General features: G+C 41.9%; 8 protein-coding genes and 1 pseudogene. 5 read left to right on the forward strand and 4 right to left on the reverse strand.

Annotated features, from left to right (window positions below; translation table 11 throughout):
* Window positions 1–11 precede the first annotated feature (11 nt).
* Window positions 12–1,067: a WG repeat-containing protein gene (locus AAEY87_RS06520; protein ID WP_350656439.1), complete on the forward strand. Its 1,056-nt coding sequence runs from the start codon at window positions 12–14 to the stop codon at window positions 1,065–1,067.
* Between the two features lie 167 nt (window positions 1,068–1,234).
* Here the strand turns inward: AAEY87_RS06520 and AAEY87_RS06525 are convergent, their stop codons facing one another.
* A complete protein-coding gene (locus AAEY87_RS06525) occupies window positions 1,235–6,115 on the reverse strand; it encodes an NAD-glutamate dehydrogenase (protein ID WP_350656440.1) in 4,881 nt (1,626 codons plus the stop codon).
* A gap of 551 nt (window positions 6,116–6,666) precedes the next feature.
* Between AAEY87_RS06525 and purD the strand changes: the two genes are divergently transcribed.
* Together purD and AAEY87_RS06535 are read left to right on the forward strand one after the other, a co-directional pair.
* Window positions 6,667–8,019 (forward strand): phosphoribosylamine--glycine ligase, encoded by a 1,353-nt coding sequence (gene purD / locus AAEY87_RS06530; RefSeq protein ID WP_350656458.1) that lies wholly within the window; start codon window positions 6,667–6,669, stop codon window positions 8,017–8,019.
* Between the two features lie 377 nt (window positions 8,020–8,396).
* On the forward strand, window positions 8,397–9,791 hold the full coding sequence (locus AAEY87_RS06535; RefSeq protein WP_350656441.1) for an ABC1 kinase family protein: 1,395 nt from the start codon (window positions 8,397–8,399) through the stop codon (window positions 9,789–9,791).
* A 152-nt stretch (window positions 9,792–9,943) separates the two neighbouring features.
* Here AAEY87_RS06535 and AAEY87_RS06540 read toward each other — a convergent pair whose 3' ends face one another.
* Entirely contained in the window at window positions 9,944–10,642 is a 699-nt protein-coding gene (locus AAEY87_RS06540; protein WP_350656443.1) for a DUF938 domain-containing protein, read from the reverse strand.
* 245 nt (window positions 10,643–10,887) lie between these two features.
* Here AAEY87_RS06540 and AAEY87_RS06545 point away from each other — a divergent pair, with 245 nt between their 5' ends.
* Both AAEY87_RS06545 and AAEY87_RS06550 read left to right on the forward strand, forming a co-directional pair.
* Window positions 10,888–11,079, forward strand: coding sequence for a DNA gyrase inhibitor YacG (locus AAEY87_RS06545; RefSeq protein ID WP_068035953.1), 192 nt, complete (start codon window positions 10,888–10,890; stop codon window positions 11,077–11,079).
* 81 nt (window positions 11,080–11,160) lie between these two features.
* Window positions 11,161–12,342 carry an aspartate aminotransferase family protein gene (locus tag AAEY87_RS06550; protein WP_350656444.1) on the forward strand — a complete coding sequence of 394 codons (1,182 nt, stop codon included), beginning with the start codon at window positions 11,161–11,163 and terminating at the stop codon, window positions 12,340–12,342.
* 108 nt (window positions 12,343–12,450) lie between these two features.
* On the opposite strand, the gene AAEY87_RS06555 is transcribed toward AAEY87_RS06550, so the two are convergent.
* Together AAEY87_RS06555 and AAEY87_RS06560 are read right to left on the reverse strand one after the other, a co-directional pair.
* A complete protein-coding gene (locus tag AAEY87_RS06555) occupies window positions 12,451–13,350 on the reverse strand; it encodes a LysR family transcriptional regulator (protein ID WP_068327889.1) in 900 nt (299 codons plus the stop codon).
* Window positions 13,351–13,746: 396 nt separating this feature from the next.
* Window positions 13,747–14,298: pseudogene (locus AAEY87_RS06560) on the reverse strand (DNA polymerase III subunit gamma/tau); the annotation flags it as partial.

Genomic DNA, 14,298 nt, shown 5'->3' on the forward strand with positions numbered 1-14,298 from the left:
AGGAAATAGCGATGACTAACAAATTAGCGCTCTTAACATCGATATCTATTTTGTCTGCCGGCTCTATCATTACACTCACCCCTGCCCACGCTACCATCAGCTGTGCCGGTTACTTACCCAATAGCTATTTTGAGCGTATCGAAAATAATGAAAAGTTCGCTGGCAAGTTAGTCGAGCAAGCCGATGGCATGCAGCAACTACAAGACCTAAACGGTAATGTCACCATAGGCAATCTGACCGATGCTTATATATTGATGGACACTTATGTGCTTGCCAAACAGCATGGAAAATATGGCGTTATCAATGCCGCTGGTAAGATTATCGTGCCTTTTAAGTATGATGAAATTCAAACGGAGCCTGATATTGCGACCAGCTTTATTGTCAGTATTAACACCTCAGACGATGCCAGCAATGCCACTAAACAAGGCATCATCAATCGTCATGGTCACTGGGTTTACCCGCTAGCAGATGTTCGTATTCAGCACGCACACTACGATTCTGATTATGACCAAGACTATTTTATAGTAGCTAAAAATAGCGGGCTAACAGGACTGCTTGATGACAGAGGTTATTGGACAGTGATGCCGCAGTATGATGCGATCTATCCGTTAAATGCCTGTACAGGCGAGCCTTTATATTTACAAGTAAGTCTGCAAAATAAGACCTCGCTTATTGACCAGAATGACGATGTCATCATTCCATTCGCAGCCAACCAACATATTGAATTGTTTAATAGTTATGGTGATGTGCCATTATTTCTGCGCAGTACTTTAGTCACTGGTAGCACAGCTGCTGGCATGAGCGAAGACATTCAAGATGAAATAGTTAGCGCCCAAATTATTGATGCTAATGGTAAGTTAATTCTCTCTTCGGACGCGCCCATTAGAAAGCTGTTATATCACCAACTTTATACTTATAAGCAGGCTGGCAAGATTGGTCTACTTAACGATAAAGGTAATGTCGTATTAGAACCTCAATTTGATAGCTATCGTGATGACGCGGATAAAGTCTGGCTTGAAAAAAATGGCGAGATGATACATTTAAGTACATTGCTTGAATTGGACTAAGCGCTTATTTTCTCAGCTTTCCTATTTTTTAATTGTAATGAGTACCTGCCCTACACAATAAAAAACCCCACCGTTAATCCATAACGGTGGGGTTTTATTTTTAAAACATCTGCTGATTCAAGCAATTTTATTAAGCAGCCTACATTATGTAGTCTGCACTTAGAGCTTTACTTAGTAGCCAAGCCGCTAAGCTCACTCATCAGCACTGACAATGTTGATAAACCAACCTGCCCATCTTCATCTTCACTATAGAGCTCATCGAGCTTGTGCATCTCTGTCTCAACAGATGCTAGCTGATCGAGATGACGTGAACGCCACTCGCTAAAGGCTTGCCTGGCATCTGGCTTCGATAATACTGCATCCATTAATAGACGCAAACTACGTGATAGCTCATTTACTAAGGCATGACGCGCACGGCGATCCCAGTAGTCATGCTGCGGTAAAGTGGCGATATTATCCATCATCCAATCTAACTGCAAGACGTGATACGCCTCGAAGTATAATGTTGCAATTTCATCGACAGGACGTTCATATTGTTCAGCCAGTAACGCCGCATCAAGCGCATCAACGTGGTAAGGCAGCATAGCAAACATTGTCGCATCACTCTCCGACAGATCCTCTTGCATCAAGCTGGTGGCATCTTCTTGCAAGTACTCTGCAAATTGCTGTTCAATGAACCCGCCAGATTTAGTCAATTTCTCAACACTTTCTCTAAAGCGGCTAATCATATCAGCGACTTGCAAATCTTGCCCAAAGGCATTGATAAACCAGACAACACCTTGCTCAAGCGCATCGCGTAGACGTAGCTCAAGGTTTAACAATAGCGTTGCATCGACCTGATTATCTAACGCTTCAAGCGTTTTCCATGCTATTGACACATTAAAGACATCACGGCTAATCGCATAACCACGAACAATGGTTGCCAGCGACTGGTCTGTTTCCTCATAAAGACGGAATAGAGCCTCAATACCTAAGCGGTTAACCACACTATTAGTCAGATAAGTACTGATAATCTCGCGATGCAAGCGGTGCTCAGTCATCTCATCAAAGAAACGTGAGGCCAGCTCATCAGGGAAGTACTTACGTAACTCATTAACGAAGTACGGATCATCTGGCAAATCGGACAACAACAAGTTGTCATACACCCACATTTTGCCATAAGCCATGACGACTGCTAGCTCAGGATTGGTCAGGCCAGTAGTTGCTTTTTGACGTTTGGCAATTTCTTCGTCCGATGGTAAATACTCAATCGCGCGATCCAGACGCCCTTCACCCTCTAACATCTGAATGAAACGCTGATGATCACTTAAGTTAGCTGCTGCACGAATGTGACTAAGCTCAATCGCTTGTGGTTGTAGATAGTTTTGGCGCAATACTAATTCTGCAACAGTATCGGTCATGCTCTCAAGCAATTCATTGCGCTGCTTTAAGGTCATATCACCTTGTTCAACGACTTTACCAAGTAAGATTTTGATATTGACTTCATGATCTGAGCAGTTAACGCCACCTGAGTTGTCAATAGCATCGGTATAAATACGCCCGCCCGTTTGTGCATATTCGATACGACCTTGTTGAGTAAAGCCTAAGTTACCACCTTCACCAACGACCGCTGCACGTAGCTCATTACCATTGATACGTAACGCATCGGTAGCACGGTCACCGACATCAGCATGACTTTCGTTTTCGCTTTTCACATAAGTACCGATACCACCATTCCAAATAAGATCAACAGGCGATTTCATTAGTGCAGTGATTAACTCATTAGGCGCTAGATTATCTTCACTAATATCGAACAGCTCTTTCATCTCAGCACTGATAGCGATGCTCTTATCTTGGCGTGAGTACACACCGCCACCTTGACTGATGAGCGACTTTTCGTAGTCATCCCACGTCGAACGTGGCATTTCAAACAAACGCTCGCGCTCGGCATAAGAAGCAGCGGTATCCGGATTAGGATCAATAAAGATATGTAAATGGTTAAAGGCAGCGACTAGCTTGGTATGAGTAGATCTGAGCATACCATTACCAAATACATCACCACTCATGTCACCGATACCAACCACGGTAAAGTCATCACGGTTTTGAATGTCCATACCGCGCATACGGAAGTGACGCTTGACCGACTCCCAACCACCGCGTGCCGTAATACCCATGGCTTTATGGTCATAACCAACGGAGCCACCTGAAGCAAAAGCATCGTCAAGCCAGAAGTCATATTCAGCAGACAAAGCATTAGCAATATCAGAAAAACTTGCCGTGCCTTTATCGGCGGCAACTACTAAGTACGGATCATCTTCATCATGGCGCACAGTATTGGCTGGCGGGACAATTTTTCCATCAACGATATTATCAGTGACATCAAGCATACCGCGTAAGAATGTCTGATAGCAGGCGATACCTTCGGCTTGGAACGCTTCACGGCCATCTGCCATAGTTTTGGTTTTGACAATAAAGCCGCCTTTTGAACCAACAGGAACAATCACAGCGTTTTTGACCATCTGTGCTTTGACTAAGCCCAATACTTCAGTACGGAAATCTTCCATGCGATCTGACCAGCGCAGACCACCACGGGCAACTTTACCGCCTCGCAGATGCACTGCTTCAACGCGCGGTGAATAAACAAATATCTCAAACATGGGCTTAGGCTTGGGCAGATTTGGAATATCTGCTGCCAAAAACTTAAACGATAGGCGATCTTTACGCTGACCATCGGTATCGGTTTGATAGAAGTTGGTACGCACCATGGCATTAATCAAATCTAAGTACCAACGCAAGATACGATCTTCATCTAGACTATCTACATCTGCCAATGCCGCTATAATTTTCTGTTGAATCTGAGTGGTTTTTTCTCTACGTTCATCTTCATTATACTTAGGATTCATGCGCGCATCGAACAGACTGCCTAAAGCCACACTGATAGCACTATTTTTTACCACAGTTTGCTGTATATAAGCACTAGAGAAAGGCGCTTTTGCTTGTATCATATAGCGTGATAATGCACGCAGCACGACCACATCATAAGTATCTAGCTTAGTAATTAGTACTAGCTCGTTAAAGGAGTCACTCTCAACGCGTCCTGCCCAAATTTGCTTCAGACTGTCTTCAAACTGACCACGAACCACTTGCATATTGACCGTATCGACGTTTTCTAAGATTAGCTCATATTCTTGCATCCAAATCGGCTGATCTGGCAGATCAAACTCGTAAGTTTGTGCTGAGATAACCGACACCCCAAAGTTTTCAAGAATCGGCAACACTTTAGACAAAATAACTGGTTGCTCACGTCCATACAGTTTCAAATGCAACTGGTTGCCCGCGTCTCCTGTTGACTGATATAAATGCCAAATCATTGGCTGCTCATTGGTCAAGCTAGCCAGACGTTTGGTATCTTCAACCGCTGTACGAGCATCGAAACGCTCTTCATAAGCAGCTGGGATATAGTTTAAGAAGCGACGTGTTAAGGAGTTAGCTTGTTGCTCACCAACATTATCAAGCAGCATTTGCTGGTAATGATCAGTCCATGACTCCATAAGTGCTGATAATTCAGCCTCAAGCGCAGCGTTATCTACATTATTGACTTGACCTGGTACTGTGCGCACATGCACATGCACGCGAGCATGTTCAGACTCATTGAATTCAGTAGTAAAGCCAGATGATGTACCGCCATAAGCATCTTTTAGTACTTGCTGTACTTCAATGCGCAATTCGGTATTGAATTTGTCACGTGGAATGTAAACCAGACACGACACAAAACGTTGATAATGGTCTATACGGCTAAATAAGCGCAGACTCTTTTTATCTTGTAATTGGCTAATACCAGAGACGATAGGATATAACTCTTCGACGCTGGCTTGAAATAAGTCATCGCGTGGTAAAGTATTGATGACATGCATCATTTTATAATAAGCATGGCCTGCACGTGGTAAGTCAGCCATTGCCATGATTTTATTAGCTTTTTCACGTAATAGCGGGATTTGTTGAACTGTAAGCTGATACGCTTGTGAGGTAAGTAGACCGATAAAACGATACTCACCTACTAATCTACCATTGTCATCAAATTTATGAATACCCAAAAAGTCCATATATACTGGACGATGAATAGGTGACACTCGACTTGACTTAGAAAGCATTAGTACACGCGGCTCAGTCAAAAGTTGCTTAAGCTCTTTAGGCAGTCTATCAAAGCTTTCAGATAGCTTATCTTCTTCGGCGCCGCGTAATAGACCAAGACCACTATTACCGATTGCAAACAAGTCTAGGTCCGCGTTTTTATTGATACCACCTTGTTTACTATCGTCAGTTGTATCAGTGACGTCAATATAGTTGCCACCTTCAAGGCGATATTCACGATAGCCTAAAAAGATAAAATGATCGTCTAATATCCAGTCTAAGAATGCTTGAATTTCTTGCTGAGAGTAAAAGACCTCAGGTAGTGGTTTTTGCGCCAGCTCAGCCTTAATATCAGTCAGACGCGAGCGCATCTCTTTCCAATCACCAACCACAGTATCAAGCGTATCAACCTTGTCTAAAAGTATTTGATGTAGCGCCTCTAACTCATCATTATCTTGGTAGGCAATCTCACAGTGAATCAGTGACATATGAGAAGTCGCGCTTTCATGGGCGCTATCGACGTGGGTAAGATTACCGTCTTCGTCACGCTTAACACTAATGATCGTATTATAAGTACGATGGACATCAATACCTTGTGCTTCAAGGCTCATCAGCATTGTATCTACCAAAAACGGACGGTCATACGCCACCATTTGGATAATAGTATGTGAGCTATGAAAATGCTGCTCTTCAGCAATTGGGTTAAAGACGGCCAATTGTGGCTTACTACCCTCATAGGCTTTTAGTAGCGTAAAATGGTGTAGTGCCATACCTGCCAAATCTGTATCATCGATGACATCTGCAGTCTCATGATGGAGCGGTCGATAATAGCTGTTAATAAAATGATCAAGTAGTGATTTATCCTTTTGCACATAACTGGTGGCAATATCACTTATCTGGCCAATACGCTCTTTTGTGATACCAAGAGAGTTGGGCATAGTATCCGTCCTTTTTATAAATTTGATTTTTTAGATTAATATTAATTACTTTTAATGGTATCTATTAGCGAATATTTACGATGGTATGTTAGCTTGAGATCGATTTGAGCTAAAAACACTGAATCGATCAAACCACTGACTCTTTTACCTTAGAACCTATTTCTTACGATAAGCTAGGTCTTAAAGATCCTCGGCTCAGATATCTATCGCTAATCTATTGGATTGTAACGCACCTATCAGCATAGCTAAAGTGTAAAAAAATATTTCATGAATATTTATTGTCTTAATAACCTTTATTCATAAGATAATTGTCTATTATATCGTCAATTCAATCCTAATAACCTTTAAATATTCATTTATCCAAATAGTCTACGCCATTGATAAGCAATTGTTCAACAAATTTTCATTGTATTATTTTTATAGTGTATTGAGTGTGGCTGGCAAGTGGATACTCATGGCAATAGGTACGACTTTTTTGTTAGAATACGGCAGTATGTTTGACAGTGCTTTACTGATTCGCTATTAACGCTTAATTAAGGGCAAGACGTATGATGAATATTTTGGTGATTGGCTCAGGTGGTCGCGAACACGCATTGGCTTGGCAGTGTGCCAAAGATGAGAATGTGCAGCACATCTATGTCGCACCTGGTAATGCAGGCTCTGCTTTAGAACCTAAATGCCAAAATGTTATCTTAGAAGCGACTAACAATGACGCTAGTGAACACAGTGCTGTCATAGAGTTTTGCCAGAATAATGCTATTGATATGGTCATCGTTGGTCCTGAAGCCCCATTAGTTGCTGGTATTGTTGATGCTTGCCGTGAGGCTGGTATTCAAGCATGGGGGCCGACTGCATATTGTGCACAACTAGAAGGTTCAAAAACCTTCGCCAAAGAATTTATGGCACAAAACAGTATTCCTACGGCTGCCTACCAAGGCTTTACGGATGCCGCAGCTGCCAAAGCCTATATTGATGAACAAGGTGCACCAATTGTCATCAAAGCCGATGGACTTGCCGCTGGTAAAGGCGTTATCGTTGCTGAAACTATTGAACAAGCACATGAAGCCATCGATGATATGCTGGCGGACAATAAATTTGGAGACGCCGGTAGCCGTGTGGTAATCGAGCAATTTTTGCAAGGTGAAGAAGCCAGTTTTATCTGTATGATTGATGGTAATAACATCTTACCAATGGCAACTAGCCAAGATCATAAGCGTGCGTTTGAAGGTGATACAGGTCCAAACACAGGCGGTATGGGAGCATATTCTCCAGCACCAGTCGTTACTCAAGATGTCCACGATAAAGTCATGGCGCAAGTCATTCAGCCAGTGGTCGACGCAATGAATGCTGCCGGTCACCCTTATACTGGATTCTTGTATGCAGGCCTCATGATCGATGAAGCAGGAGATCCTTATGTCATTGAATTTAACTGCCGTTTTGGTGATCCAGAGACTCAGCCTATTTTGATGCGTTTGCAGTCGTCGATGGTGGATCTAGTTGCACAAGGACTAGCAGGTCAACTACCTAGTGATGCTAAATGGGATGCCCGCCCTGCTCTTGGTATCGTGGTTGCTTCAAAAGGCTATCCTGAAAGCTCGTCAAAGGGTGACGTGATCGCTGGCTTGCCAGAATTAGATGCTAATAATAATAATCCGGTAAAAGTATTCCATGCTGGCACAGCGTTTTCTCATGATAGCAATACAGATACTGCCCATAGCGACAATACTGGAAACACCAAAGAAGTTATCACTAACGGTGGACGTGTATTGTGTGTGACTGCTTTAGCAGATAGCATTTTGGACGCTCAGCAAGCTGCATTAGCAGTGACGGCTGCGATCAGTTTTGATGGTGCGCATTATCGCCGTGATATTGGTCATCATGCTATTGCACGTGAACAGTCTTAATATAAATCATGCTTTAGACAATGTTTTTGATGCTCTGTTAAGCTGTAGAGTTCCAACCCCAGTCTAAGTACAAGCTAGGGTGATTTTAGTGCTTCTAATGAGTTAAACTCTCAATAATGGCATTTTCAATTCAGTACTAATTTCTTAGTATTCAGCTTGCTGTAATAGTACGAAAAAATAATATTACAGCAAGTACGACACCTTTAATTCGTGAGCACTAGTTTTATAAAATCACTTTTATTAGCATTATTAATGTAACACCATCATTCGTGCTATGACCTACGGGTCAGTACGATTTTGTATGCTAACCTTGCATCTCACTTGTATTGTTAGTCTTAAACCCGCAAATCAGTACAACCTGATGAATGGTTATATTTATGGCACATGATCCGTCTAGACCTTCTAATAATAAGCAATCAATCGATAGCCTAAAAACTTCTGGGTTTGAACGTCGATTATCGATTGCCAAGACTTCCCTAAATATTGGTCGCCGCTGGGCAGGCAATAGTATGTCTGGTATGTTTTTGGATAAGCAGGCACGCTCGAAGCGCAATCAAGTATTTATGGAGGCGCAGGCAAATTATGTCGCAGAGGAACTAGGTAAACTCAAAGGCTCAGTAGTTAAAATTGGCCAGATGCTAGCAATGTATGGTGAGCATATATTACCGCCTGAGATTACTCGGGCGCTACAAACACTTAACGACGATACCGCTACTCTTACTTGGCCAAAAATAGAACAAACTTTACAGCATATCTTAGGAGATAAGCTCAGCGAACTTGAGGTTGACTCCGTTCCTATTGGCACAGCTTCCCTCGCCCAAGTCCACCGTGCAACGGTACTAGAAACGGGTGAGCAAGTGGTGCTGAAAATTCAGTACCCAGGGGTGGCCGACGCTATTAACTCCGATCTTGCACTATTTAAGCGTTTATTGAAAGTAAGCAATATCGTTCCGCAAACACGGGCACTTGATACATGGTTTGAAGAGATACGCGACCTGCTCCATCATGAAGTTGACTATGATGCAGAGGCGGCAACGACAGAACGTTTTTATGAGCGCTTAGTCGATGATCCTCGCTATGTGGTACCTAAGATTAATCGTAAATACTCAAGTAAGCGTTTACTCTGCATGACTTATGAGCCTGGGGTTTCCGTTACCTCTGAAACATTGCAACTAGTGCCGCATGAACGACGCAATGCTATTGGTCAAGCAGCAATAGAGATCATGATGCAGGAGATTTTTGTCTGGGGTGAGATGCAGACGGATCCAAATTTTGGCAACTATTTAGTACGTATCAGCGATAATGTTGATGAGCCAGATAAACTGATATTATTGGATTTTGGCGCTATCCGTCAGTTTGATAATACCCTACTTACCATTGCTCGTAGCCTATTACGCGCAGGCTATCATCATGACCATCAAGCAATGATGGAAGGTATGACAGGCTATGAATTTTTTAATACGATGAGCGATAAAGTGCGAGCAGATATTGCATCGTTATTCCTACTTGCTACAGAGCCCTTTAGTCATCCTGATGCTAATCCTGATATCCCTGCAGATTGTTTAGATGAGCAAAAGCGTTATATTTGGGCTAATAGTAAATTACATTCGCGTATCTCAGCGAGTGCTACTCGTGCCATTCAATCATTTGAATTTAACCTACCTCCTAAAGAGTTTATGTTTATTAGCCGTAAGTTTATCGGTGCTTATACGTTTTTGACAGTAATAAACGCTTATACTGACTCTGGAAAGCTAGTAAAACCTTTTTTATAGATAGCTAGGTAGATGCTAAATTTTGGAAACCGCTTTTTTTGGAGCGGTTTTTTTAATATTTAATTTTATTTGCTTAGGCTATTTCATATGGCTTATATTTTAGGGTTGTTGAGTAACTTTTATCGTTTATGTTTTAATCATTTCCACTTAGGCTATTTTTTATCGTTAACGCTATCTGCCTCTGCAAACCAATTATCAAACCTAGTTTTATAACCTTCAGGCTTGGTCATTGTTAACTGCCAGCATGTCTCTCCACGAGCCAAGTACTTCAACTCAAAGTGCGTACGCTGGTTATCAGATGGCACCTTATGACGCCTGTTTGGCAATTGCCAAATACTCAATGCTTGCTGTTCTGCATTATCCATATAAGATTCTATATTAGTCGCTAAAATGACTTCACCACCTACTTGCAAGCGTGATAATAAAAATTCAAAAAATGGCATATTCAGCCATTGCTGATTAGGATTGTGTTGTTCAGGGTTTGGATATAGCAGATAGATACTTGCAAGACTATCAGGAGGGATAGCGTGTACAGTCCATGCAATAGCATCAGCATGTATTGGAGTTAGGTTGTCCAGCAGCTGTTGATTAAATAGTTTGGTAAAAGCTTCAAACTTATTACGTGTGCGCTCAATAGCAATCAAATGCTTTTCAGAATGTACTGCTGCGAAACTTAACGCATGCTTGCCCTTCCCTGCGCCAATCTCCAATATTAATGGCAACTTATCGCCATCATCTTTATTAGCTGTATTTTGGATAACCTCTGGAATAAAAAAGTCGCGCGGGGCTGAGAGCTTTTCTGGTTGGAATACACGTACTTGCTTGTGTGAAAGCGTTTGCTCATGATTCATCAGTTGTCCTTACTTTGTTCGTTGTAATTTTTGATAAAGTGTCAATTTAAATAAAGGTCTGATTATACTGCAGACTAAATAGAGGTATTATTGTTATAACCTATACGATGCTACAGAAATATCACTAAAGTTAGTTTGATATACCCTGCTCTATATTTGTCTTTTTTTGACCGCGTGCTATTATAACGGCTCTTGTTCACTGATCATACTTTCCTTCATAACCATGAGGCTAACCTCACTTCATTATGACGCAATCTACCCCCAACTCCACACCCAAAACTTACCCATGTCCATGTTGCGGCACTAAAACTGCTTGGCAAGACAATAAGTTTAAGCCCTTTTGTAGTGAGCGCTGTAAGCTTATTGACCTTGGCGCTTGGGCGAATGAAGACTATAGCTTGCCTGCTGAGTCTACGCCATTTTCTGATGAATTTTAACTTGTTGTGATCCGTATATAGTGCCATATTATATGGCTCGTTTTGCGTAACTCATTACCTTAATAATCCAAGGATATCTGCATGTCAGCTACTTATCTGATGCCTACCTATAATCGTCAGCCGATCAGCTTTACCCGTGGTTCAGGGAGCTGGCTATATACCAAAGATGATACTCCGTATTTAGATGCGCTCACTGGCATCGCAGTATGCGGTTTAGGGCATTGCCATCCACAAGTGACTAATGCTATTCAACAGCAAGCAGCTACCTTAGTTCATACCAGTAATTTATTTGGTATTGACTGGCAAGAGCGCGCGGGAGAAGCGCTTTGTGTTGCTGCGCAAATGGATAGTGTATTTTTTGCCAATAGTGGTGCCGAAGCTAACGAAGCTGCACTAAAACTTGCAAGGTTATATGCTCACCAGCAAGGCTTCAAGCGTCCAAAAGTCATCGTCATGGAGCAATCATTCCACGGTCGTACTTTATTATCATTATCAGCGACCGCCAATCCTAAAGCGCGTGAAGGTTTTTTTACTTTAGATGATGACTTTATCCGTGTGCCGTTTGGTGACATTGCAGCTATCAAGCAAGCCGCTCAAGATCACGATGATATTTGTGCAATATTCGTAGAGCCTATTCAAGGTGAAGGCGGCCTTAATACTGCAGCTAATGGCTTTACCTATCTGGAAGAGCTACAAGCGGAATGTGACGCACACAACTGGCTCTTTATGATCGATGAAGTACAGACCGGTAACGGCCGCACGGGCAAATACTTTGCTTATCAACATAGTAACGCCCGCCCTGATGTATTGACTACCGCTAAAGGCCTTGGTAATGGTTTTCCAGTCGGGGCATGTATGGTACGCGGACGTGCTAATGGCTTGTTTGGTGCAGGCAGTCACGGTTCTACCTATGGCGGTACACCGCTTGCAAGTCGCGTAGTACACAGCGTTTATGATGTGTTAACAAATAGCGGCATAATGGAAAACGCGGTAACCGAAGGTCAGTTTATTCGTAAAAGCATAACAGACGAATTGCAACAGTATGGCGTCAGTAGCCGCGGTGCTGGAATGATGATAGGTATTGCCTTGCCTGATACCATGGACTGTAGTCAGCTGGTTGACCATGCACGCGATGAGCAAAGACTAATCATCAATGTCACTGGTGGTCATGTTGTGCGCTTATTACCGCCATTAAATATAAGCCGTATTGAAAGCCGGCAAGTCGTTGAGCGTTTGATTAATCTATTCAAACCATTATTTTAAACAATACTTTTTGCAGTTGTAACTTAATTTTAGATACGAAAGAGCCCTTAAATCAATATTAATTTAAGGGCTCTTTTTACGTTTTTTTAACTTAGACTACATTAACCATTAACAAGCATGAAAATATTTTTTCAACACTTCTAAACAGCGAGTAATCTTTGCAGGTTGCTGTTCACGGTTTAAAGTGACTGCATATAATACAAAGCTCGGTAATTGATACCCGGTTAATACTTCGACCAAATCACCGCTTTCTAACTCTTTTCTAACATCCATCTCCATCATCCTAACCAAACCATGCCCCTCTTTAGCCAAGGTAGTAGCCATAAAGACATTGTTAGTATGGATACGGGAGTTCATCTTTGTACGTGTTTTCTTACCTGTTTCAGTCTGGGTAAGATCGACTTGATTAGAATCTTTCATGATATCAATACAAATCAGCTGATGTTCAGCGAGATCTTTGGGGCTCGTAAGCTTTTTATGCTGACGCAGATACTGGGGTGAAGCAATAAGCACTTGTCGCACATCTGTCAGCGGATGGCTACTCAACGTAGAGTCATTAATCGTTGGACTCATACGTATCGCAATATCAATACGCTCATCAATCATATCGATATAATGATTGTCTGCCAGATAAGTAATACTTAAGTCATCGTGCGCAGCCATCCATGTAGATAAAGCTGGCAAAATATGATTTACGCCAAGTTCTGGTGTAGTAGCAATGCGCAAACTACCCGCTAACTCATCGCGCAACTGATTGACTTTAATTCTACCTTGCTCTGCAGCACTAACCACATCTCTTGCTGCTTCATAAAAACTTTCACCAGCTTCGGTCAAGCTTAGCTTACGAGTAGAGCGATGCAATAACACCACACCTAACTCATTTTCTAATGACCGAATTTGCTGACTAACTGCGCTAGTTGTGATACCAAGCTCACGAGCTGATCCACTAAAAGAGCCATGTCCGACCACACTGGCAAACACGGCCATACCGCGTAAATTATCTAACATACTCTCACCTGATAAATTTTCTAATTTTTAATATAACTTAATCAGTATAGCTGATTTTATATATTTTTCATATTACCATACGTCAGTATGATTAATTATTGGCATCTAAAAATATCAACAACATCAATATCTTGGTGTTTGACTATGATAATTTGTTGTTAGACAATATTGCTCAACTGTTACTTTAATCATTAAAATTTTCAAAAAATTTTTTAGTTGACTGTTTAATATAAATTAACATTCTACACGGCAGATAATTTAAGCATATATATGAAAGCTAAACATGAACATCGAGTATGTTTAAAATATTAATGTCTAACAATTGGGTAAGAAATAACATATCAAATCAGCATATCATTCTGATAAAATTATTTACTGAAAAATATATGTTGGATGTTAGATCAGCTTAACTTTACCCATTTTTCCTTCACCACGAGTCAATAAATACTGCATGACAGGCGACTCAAGTAGCATGGTTTCCGCAACTGAGGTCGCTTGTGCAACGCGTTGACGTTGACGACGCTCAGGGGTTTTATTTTCATCCTGCATCACACTATTGTCTACCTGTAAGCTGATATCCGCTTCTGGGAATTGTTGCTGGAGCTTGGTAGCCAGCTCTTGAAAGGTTGCTTGTAAATGCTTGCTATCGACACCGGTCACAAATATTGCTTCGCCATTGCAACTACCTGTCATCATACCTTGACGAGCAAGTGCCAGCTCATCTTGAGCAAGATTGCCATCCTCACGAGCTTCTTGTAACCAATAGTCCCACTTCTCTGGCGTCCATTCTCCCATGAGCTCTTGCACTGGACAACGTAGTAAAGTACGTGGGTCATCAGATTGTGAAATTAACTGAGAATCATTTCGACTCGGCTCAGCAATTGGTTCAGGCTCAGCAATTGGTTCAGGCTCAGCAATTGGTTCAGGCTCAGCAATTGGTTCAGGCTC

The sequence above is a fragment of the Psychrobacter sp. S1-30-MNA-CIBAN-0213 genome (assembly GCF_040309845.1).
Taxonomy (GTDB): domain Bacteria; phylum Pseudomonadota; class Gammaproteobacteria; order Pseudomonadales; family Moraxellaceae; genus Psychrobacter.